The organism is Roseateles sp., from assembly GCF_031397715.1.
Taxonomy (GTDB): domain Bacteria; phylum Pseudomonadota; class Gammaproteobacteria; order Burkholderiales; family Burkholderiaceae_C; genus Paucibacter_A.
Map to the genome: position 1 here is coordinate 1 of NZ_JANNMI010000462.1, position 8,014 is coordinate 8,014.

The following is an 8,014-nucleotide window of genomic DNA, read 5'->3' on the forward strand; positions in this document are numbered from 1 at the left end:
CGGCTTGCCCGCCGAGCAGATCATCCTGTCTTGCAAAATGTCCGGCGTACAAGATCTGGTGAGTGTCTACCGCGCCCTGGCACGCCGATGCGACTACGCCTTGCACCTTGGGCTGACCGAGGCCGGCATGGGCACCAAGGGCACGGTGGCGTCAAGCACGGCGCTGTCCATCCTGCTGCAAGAGGGCATCGGCGACACCATCCGTATCTCGCTGACGCCGCAGCCGGGCGAGGCGCGCACCCAGGAGGTGGTGGTCGGGCTGGAGATTCTGCAGTCGCTGGGTCTGCGCGCCTTCAACCCCAGCGTGACCGCCTGCCCGGGTTGTGGCCGCACCACCAGCACCACCTTCCAGGAGCTGGCCAAGCAGATCGACGACTTCTTGCGCGCGCAGATGCCGATCTGGCGCGCCAAGTATCCGGGCGTTGAAAACATGAAGGTCGCCGTGATGGGCTGCATCGTCAACGGCCCCGGCGAGAGCAAACATGCCGACATCGGCATCAGCCTGCCCGGCACCGGCGAAGCGCCGGCCGCACCGGTCTTTATCGACGGCGAAAAAGCCCTGACCCTACGCGGCGCCGGCATTGCCGATGAGTTCCAGGTGCTGGTTGAAAACTATATTGAGAAGCGCTTTGGCGGCGCTTGTGTTGCCGAAACGACCGCCTGAGCCGGACAAGAGATGACTGCAGTTGACTTCAAGAAGATGACCCAAAAGATCGAGCCCTTGCGCGCCGTCAAGGGCATGAACGACATCCTGCCGCCCGAGTCGGCGCGCTGGGAATGGCTGGAAGAAAAGATGCGCAGCGTGTTGCAGCGCTATGGCTACCAGAACGTGCGCACGCCCATCGTCGAGCCGACCGCCTTGTTCGTGCGCGGCATCGGCGAGGTGACCGACATCGTCGAGAAGGAGATGTATGCCTTCGAAGACCGCATGAATGGCGACCAACTGGCGCTGCGCCCCGAGATGACGGCCGGCGTGGTGCGCGCGATGACCGAGCATTCCTTTTTGCGCGACGGCGGCAAGCGCCTGTATTACTTCGGCGCGATGTTCCGCCACGAGCGGCCGCAAAAAGGGCGTTACCGCCAGTTTCATCAGATGGGGGTCGAGGCGCTGGGCTTTGCCGGCCCCGATGTCGACGCGGAAGTGATCTTGATGGGCAGCCGGCTCTTGCGCGAGCTGGGCCTGGTGGACGGCGAGCATTTCAGCCTAGAGCTGAACTGCCTGGGCGAGGCGGCCGAGCGCAGCGCCCACCGTGCGGCCTTGATCGCGCATCTGGAGCAGCACCAGGACCTGCTCGATGAAGAGGGCAAGCGCCGCATGCACAGCAATCCGCTGCGCGTGCTCGACACCAAGAACCCGGCGCTGCAGGCGATGGCCGATGCGGCGCCTAAGCTCTTGGACTTTCTGGGCGAGGCGTCGCTGGCGCATTTCAATGGCGTGCGTGCCATTCTGGACGCCGCCGGCATCGCCTACCGCATCAACCCGCGCCTGGTGCGTGGCCTGGACTATTACAACCTGACCGTGTTCGAGTGGGTGACCGACAAGCTCGGCTCGCAAGGCACGGTCTGTGGCGGTGGGCGTTATGACGGTCTGATCGAGCAGTTGGGCGGCAAGGCAGCACCCGCGGTCGGCTTTGGCTTGGGGCTGGAGCGTTTGCTCTTGCTGCTGGAGGAGGTCGGCGTTACGCCCGCTGCACCGGTGCCCGATGCCTATGCCATCGTGCCCTCCAGCCTGGGCCTGCCAGGCGTGATGGTGGCGCTGGAAGCGCTGCGCGCGGCCGGCGTCTCGGTGGTCCTGCATCCGGGCCAGTCCAGCATGAAGTCGCAGTTCAAGAAGGCCGACGCCAGCGGCGCCACCTATGCGCTGATCTTTGGCGAGGACGAGCTGGCGCAGGGCCAGGTGGCGGTCAAGCCGCTGCGCCGCATCGGCGGCGAGCAGGTGATGCGCACAATTTCTTGCGCGTCCGATTGGGCCGCTGAGCTGCTCAACGCATAATCGCGGGCTAATTTCGTCCCTTTTTTATCCAGTAAATTCCGAGCACCTTTCATCCATGGCGACGCATCTCGATCTCGAAGAACAAGAACAACTGGACCAGCTGAAGGCTTTTTGGAAGCAATACGGCAATCTGATCACCTGGGTCATCACCCTGGTGCTGGCCGGATTCGCCGCCTGGAACGGCTGGACTTGGTGGCAGCGTGATCAAGCCGTCAAGGCCGCCGCCATGTACGAGGAGCTGGACCGCGCGGTGCAGGCCGCCGATGCCGACAAGGCCGGCCGCGTCTTCGGTGATCTGAAGGAGCGCTACCCGAAGACCACCTACACGGCCCAAGCGGCCATGCAGGCGGCCAAGCTGCAGTACGACAAGGGACAGGCCGAGGTCGCGCGCGCCAGCCTAGCCTGGGCGGCCGACAATGCCGCCGACGATGAGTATCGTGACCTGGCGCGCCTGCGCTTGGCCGGTCTGCAGATGGAAGCCAAGCAGTACGCCGAAGCCGCCAAGACGCTGGATGCGATCAAGCTGCCCGACTTCACGGCGCTGCAGGCCGATCGCCGCGGTGATCTTTTCGTCTTGCAGGCCAAGCCCGAGCTGGCACGGGCCGAGTATCAAAAGGCCTATGCCGCGATGAACAGCAAGCAGGACTATCGCCGTTTGATCGAGGCCAAGCTGGCCACCTTGGGCGTTGCCACCGCCGTTGGTGCCAATCAAGGCGCGGCCTCGGGAGCTGCCAAATGATGGGCAAGAACCTCGCCGCCCTGGCATTGCTGGGTGGGCTGCTGGCCGGTTGCTCGATATTCAGCTCCTCCACCGCAGTCAAGCCCGCCGAGTTGGAGCAGGTCACGCCCGCCATCGCCGGCCGCGTGGTCTGGACGGCACGCGTCGACAGCGTCAAGTTCCCGCTCTCGGTCGCGGCTGTGGCGGAGCAATTTGTGGTGGCAGGCGGCGATGGCACCGTGCAAGCGCTGCAAGCCAGCGACGGCCGCAGCCTGTGGAGCGTCAACGTCGGCCAGAAGCTGGCGGCCGGTGTCGGCAGCGACGGGCGCTTTGCCGCCGTCGTGACGACCGCCAATGAAGTGGTGGCGCTGGACGCCGGCCAGGTGATCTGGCGCAAGACCCTGCCGACGCCGGCAGTGGCCGCGCCCCTGGTCGCCGGCGAACGGGTGTTTGTGCTGACGGTTGACCGTCAGGTGCATGCCTTCGACGCCAAGAATGGTGACAAGATCTGGATCTTGCGCCGCCCCGGTGAGCCGCTGACGCTGGCCCAACCCGGCGTCATCGGCGTCTTCAAGGACACCTTGATCGTCGGCCAAGGCACCCGTCTGGCCGGCGTTGACCCCTTGCGCGGCACGATTCGCTGGGAGGCCAGCGTAGCCAACCCGCGCGGCACCAATGAGGTCGAGCGCCTGGCCGACCTGGTCGGGCCGCTGATGCGCAGCGGCGAGGTGCTGTGTGCGCGCGCCTTCCAATCGGCGGTCGGCTGCGTCAATGCCGAACGTGGCAGCCTGATGTGGACCCGCAATGTCGGCGGCACGCTGGGCGTTGGCGGCGACGCAAGCCGAGTCGTCGGCGGCGATGCCTCCGACCGCCTGAGCGCCTGGAACACCACCAATGGCGATGTGCTTTGGACCGCCGAGCAATTCCTCAACCGCCGGCTGAGCACACCGCTGAGCCTGGGTGCGACGGTGATCGTCGGTGACTTCGAAGGTCAGGTGCACTTTATCTCCGCCGCCACCGGCAAGACCCAATTGCGCCTGCCCACCGACGGTTCGGCGATTGCCGCCGCGCCGGTGGTGCTGGGCAATACGATCTTGGTTGCCACGCGCAATGGCGGGCTGTTTGCCATGCGGCCCGAATGAGGCTCAAAATCGCCGCTCCGACCCCGGTCTGAACGGCCCTTGAATTCTTTGCTTGAGAAAAACAAAAATACTATGAAACCCGTCATCGCCCTGGTAGGTCGCCCCAATGTGGGCAAGTCCACGCTGTTCAATCGTTTGACCAAGACGCGTGACGCGATCGTGGCGGATTTCGCCGGCCTGACCCGCGACCGCCATTACGGCGACGGCCGCCTCGGCAATCAAGAGTTCACCGTCATCGACACCGGTGGCTTCGAGCCCGACAGCACCACCGGCATCGTCAAGGAAATGGCCAAGCAGACCCGCCAGGCGGTGGCCGAGGCCGACGCGGTGGTGTTTGTGGTTGACGTGCGCTTGGGCCTGTCGGCGCAGGATTCCGACATTGCCCGCTATCTGCGCCAGGCCAGCAAGCGCATCTTTTTGTGCGTCAACAAGGCCGAGGGCATGAGCGAGTCGCCGCTGTTGGGCGAGTTCCATGAGCTCGGCATGGGTGAGCCGCATCCGATCTCGGCCTCACATGGCCAGGGCATCCGCAGCCTGATGGAAGCGGTGCTGGCGCCGTTCGAGTTCGAGGACGAAGAGGAGGGTGCTGAGGAGCAGGCGCCCGACGGCGTGATCCGCCTGGCCGTCGCCGGCCGCCCCAATGTGGGCAAGAGCACGCTGATCAACACCTGGCTGGGTGAAGAGCGCCTGGTCGCCTTCGATATGCCCGGCACCACCCGCGACGCTATCAGCATCCCGTTCGAGCGCAATGGCCAGAAGTTCGAGCTGATCGACACCGCCGGCCTGCGCCGCAAGGGCAAGGTGTTTGAGGCGGTCGAGAAGTTCTCGGTCGTCAAAACTTTGCAGGCGATTGCCGATGCCAACGTGGTCTTGCTGCTGCTGGACGCTACCCAAGGCGTGTCGGATCAAGACGCGCACATCGCCGGTTACATCCTGGAGAGCGGCCGCGCGGTGGTGCTGGCCATCAATAAGTGGGATGCGATTGACAGCTACCAGCGCGAGATCCTGCAGCGCTCCATCGTGCAGCGCCTGGGCTTTTTGAAGTTCGCGCCCATCCACAATATTTCGGCCATCAAACGTCAAGGCATCGCACCCTTGTGGGGCGCTTTTGCCGATGCCTATGCCTCGGCCTTCCGCAAAATGACGACGCCGGTGCTGACCCGCCTGATCCAGGAAGCGGTCGAGCACCAAACGCCCAAACGCAGCGGACATTTCCGCCCCAAACTGCGCTATGCCCACCAGGGCGGCATGAACCCGCCGCTGGTGATCGTGCATGGCAACTCGCTGGAGGGGGTGACCGAGGTCTACAAGCGCTACCTCGAAGGCCGCATTCGCGCGCACTACAAATTGGTCGGCACGCCGATGCGCATCGAGATGCGCTCCTCCAAGAATCCGTTCAGCGACAAAGACTGAATCCCGCCACTGGCCACACGGGGTCGTGCTGACGCGCCTGTGTTAAGGTCGAATCTATATCCCTAAACCCTCTCACAACACGGAGCATATCGTGAGTAATAAAGGCCAACTCTTGCAAGATCCCTTCCTGAATCTGCTCCGCAAAGAGCATGTACCGGTGTCCATTTATTTGGTCAACGGCATCAAGCTGCAAGGCCAGATCGAGTCCTTCGATCAGTATGTGGTGCTGCTGCGAAATACCGTTACGCAGATGGTCTACAAGCACGCCATCTCCACCGTGGTGCCCGGCCGCGCGGTGAACTTTCACACCGCCAACGGCGGCGATGACGACAGCGCTGCTTAAGCCTCTAAGAGCGCTCGCATCACCTTGACATCATCTGCATCCCACCCCGCCCCGCCTCATCTTGAGGAGGCCCGCGCGATTCTGGTCGGCGTTGATTTCGGCCGTTCTGCCAAGGCCGGCTCCAGCTTCGACGCCACCCTGGATGAACTCGCCTTGCTGGCAGAATCGGCCGGCGACACCCCGGTAGCGCGCGTGATTGCGCGCCGCCAGGCGCCCGATGCGGCGCTCTTTGTTGGCTCCGGCAAGGCGGACGAAATCAAGCTGCTGGTGCAGGCCCACCAAGCGCACACGGTGCTATTTGATCAGGCAATTTCGCCCGCTCAGCAGCGCAATCTGGAGCGCGTGTTGGGCGTGCCGGTGGCCGACCGCACCGCCTTGATCCTGGAAATTTTTGCGGCTCGGGCCAAGAGTGCCGAGGGCAAGATGCAGGTCGAGCTGGCGCGGCTGCAGTATCTGGCCACAAGGCTGGTGCGGCGCTGGAGCCATCTGGAGCGCCAAAGCGGCGGCATCGGTATGCGCGGCGGTCCCGGTGAGGCGCAGATCGAGCTCGATCGGCGCATGATCGACGACCGTATCAAGACCATCAAAGAGAAGCTCAAGAAGGTCGAGCGCCAGCGCAGCACGCAGCAGCGGGCCCGCGCACGTAACAGCGTATTTCGTGTGTCCCTGGTCGGCTATACCAATGCCGGCAAGTCGACGCTGTTCAACGCGCTGGTGAAGGCGCGCAGCTACGCTGCCGATCAATTGTTTGCCACGCTGGATACAACGACGCGCGCGCTCTATTTGGAGCAGGCCGGCGCCAGTGTGTCGCTGTCGGATACGGTCGGCTTCATCCGTGACCTGCCGCACAAGTTGGTGGTGGCATTTCGGGCGACCCTGCAAGAGGCAGCTGATGCTGACTTGTTGCTGCACATCGTCGATGCCGCCTCACCGGTCCTGGATGAGCAGATGCTTGAAGTCGAACGCGTGTTGGATGACATCGGAGCGGCGTCAATTCCGCAAATCATTGTCTACAACAAGCAAGACATGCTTGATGAGGATCAGCGCCCTCGTGCGCCTCTCGATTGGATCGAGCGCCCGGGCCATGGCGATGGCGCCGGCCTGCGGGCTGCGCGAGTGTTTGTCAGTGCCTTGGACGGCAGCGGGCTGGATGTCTTGCGTGAGCAAATTGTCTTGGCCATGCAGGGTGAGTCTGCAAAGGCTGCTGCGGGCTTGAATTTGTCCGAGCTTCCCCCAGATAGCGCGGTGGAGTTTGATTCTGAAAACTTAAACGCGGAAGCCGCTCCGGATTCCGCCGCAACCATTTCCAAACAGGCATGAGCATGAACACCTTTGAGCCAGTCAGCCGCGCTCGGCGAGAGTTAAACGGCAGCGCCGGACGATTGAAGCCCTTGGCTGCGGCCACGCGGGCCTTGTTGGTCGGCTTGTTGCCCAGTGGTTGGCGTGCCGGTCGACTTGAGAGCAACGGGCGCAACGATGGCCCGCCCGATCTTGACGAGTTGTGGCGCGATTTCAACCGAAAGTTAACGGGTATGTTCGGCAGCAAGCCCGCAGGCTCGGGCGGCAATGACTCCGGCGGTGGCGCCAACGGCGGCAGCGGTGGTGGTGGCAATAATTTCCAACCCGATATGAAGAGTGCCGGCATCGGCGCCGGTCTGATCGGCGGCGTGGTCTTGCTGGGTTGGTTGGGTAGCGGCTTCTTCATCGTTCAAGAAGGTCAGCAGGGGGTTGTGACCTCCTTCGGCAAGTACAGCAAGACGGTCGAGGCCGGCTTTCAGTGGCGGCTGCCCTATCCGTTTCAGGCCGATGAGGTGGTTTCAGTGACGCAGTTGCGGCAAGTGGAAGTGGGCCGCAACTCGGTTGTCGCTGCGACGGGTTTGCGGGAATCGGCGATGTTGACGCTGGACGAGAGCATCGTTGATATCCGCTTCACGGTTCAGTACACGATCAAAGATGCGCGCGACTACTTGTTTGAGAACCGCAGCCCCGATGATGCGGTGACCTTGGCTGCCGAATCAGCAGTGCGCGAAATTGTTGGTAAAAGCCGGATGGATTCGGTGCTGTACGAGCAGCGCGACGCCATCGGCATAGACCTGGCCAAATCGGTTCAAACCCAGTTGGATCGGCTCAAGGCAGGCGTGCAGATCAAGAACGTCAACGTGCAGAGCGTGGCGCCACCGGAGCAGGTGCAGGCGGCTTTTGATGATGCGTTCAAAGCGCGTGCAGACGGCGAGCGGTTGCAAAATGAAGGCCAAGCCTATGCCAATGACGTGATCCCAAGAGCACGCGGAGCATCCGCCCGTTTGATGGAAGAGGCCGAAGGTTACAAGTCGCGCGTGGTCGCTCAAGCTGAGGGTGATGCACAACGCTTCAAGAGCGTCTTGACCGAGTATCAAAAAGCGCCA

General features: G+C 63.1%; 8 protein-coding genes. All 8 read left to right on the top strand.

Annotated features, from left to right (window positions below; translation table 11 throughout):
- A partial coding sequence (locus tag RMO57_RS20525; protein ID WP_310389837.1) for a flavodoxin-dependent (E)-4-hydroxy-3-methylbut-2-enyl-diphosphate synthase occupies positions 1 to 664 on the top strand: 664 nt, incomplete at its 5' end.
- A gap of 12 nt (positions 665 to 676) precedes the next feature.
- Complete coding sequence (gene hisS, locus RMO57_RS20530) at positions 677 to 1,993, top strand: histidine--tRNA ligase (protein ID WP_310389839.1); 1,317 nt, start codon at positions 677 to 679, stop codon at positions 1,991 to 1,993.
- A gap of 55 nt (positions 1,994 to 2,048) precedes the next feature.
- Positions 2,049 to 2,732: a tetratricopeptide repeat protein gene (locus RMO57_RS20535; protein ID WP_310389840.1), complete on the top strand. Its 684-nt coding sequence runs from the start codon at positions 2,049 to 2,051 to the stop codon at positions 2,730 to 2,732.
- The gene (gene bamB / locus RMO57_RS20540) at positions 2,729 to 3,853 is read left to right on the top strand and encodes an outer membrane protein assembly factor BamB (RefSeq protein WP_310389841.1); all 1,125 of its coding nucleotides are present in this window, start codon (positions 2,729 to 2,731) and stop codon (positions 3,851 to 3,853) included. The genes RMO57_RS20535 and bamB overlap by 4 nt, the downstream gene beginning before the upstream one ends.
- Positions 3,854 to 3,925: 72 nt before the next feature.
- Positions 3,926 to 5,266 carry a ribosome biogenesis GTPase Der gene (gene der / locus RMO57_RS20545; RefSeq protein ID WP_310389842.1) on the top strand — a complete coding sequence of 447 codons (1,341 nt, stop codon included), beginning with the start codon at positions 3,926 to 3,928 and terminating at the stop codon, positions 5,264 to 5,266.
- A 91-nt stretch (positions 5,267 to 5,357) separates the two neighbouring features.
- The gene (gene hfq / locus RMO57_RS20550; protein WP_310389843.1) at positions 5,358 to 5,609 is read left to right on the top strand and encodes an RNA chaperone Hfq; all 252 of its coding nucleotides are present in this window, start codon (positions 5,358 to 5,360) and stop codon (positions 5,607 to 5,609) included.
- A gap of 24 nt (positions 5,610 to 5,633) precedes the next feature.
- On the top strand, positions 5,634 to 6,929 hold the full coding sequence (gene hflX / locus RMO57_RS20555; RefSeq protein ID WP_310389844.1) for a GTPase HflX: 1,296 nt from the start codon (positions 5,634 to 5,636) through the stop codon (positions 6,927 to 6,929).
- Between the two features lie 2 nt (positions 6,930 to 6,931).
- On the top strand, positions 6,932 to 8,014 hold a 1,083-nt coding region (gene hflK, locus RMO57_RS20560), incomplete at its 3' end, for an FtsH protease activity modulator HflK (RefSeq protein WP_414896466.1).

Coding starts and splice junctions, on each gene's coding strand:
- der (WP_310389842.1), top strand. CDS start 3,926: ATGAAACCCGTCATCGCCCTGGTAGGTCGCCCCAATGTGGGCAAGTCC.
- bamB (WP_310389841.1), top strand. CDS start 2,729: ATGATGGGCAAGAACCTCGCCGCCCTGGCATTGCTGGGTGGGCTGCTG.
- hisS (WP_310389839.1), top strand. CDS start 677: ATGACTGCAGTTGACTTCAAGAAGATGACCCAAAAGATCGAGCCCTTG.
- RMO57_RS20535 (WP_310389840.1), top strand. CDS start 2,049: ATGGCGACGCATCTCGATCTCGAAGAACAAGAACAACTGGACCAGCTG.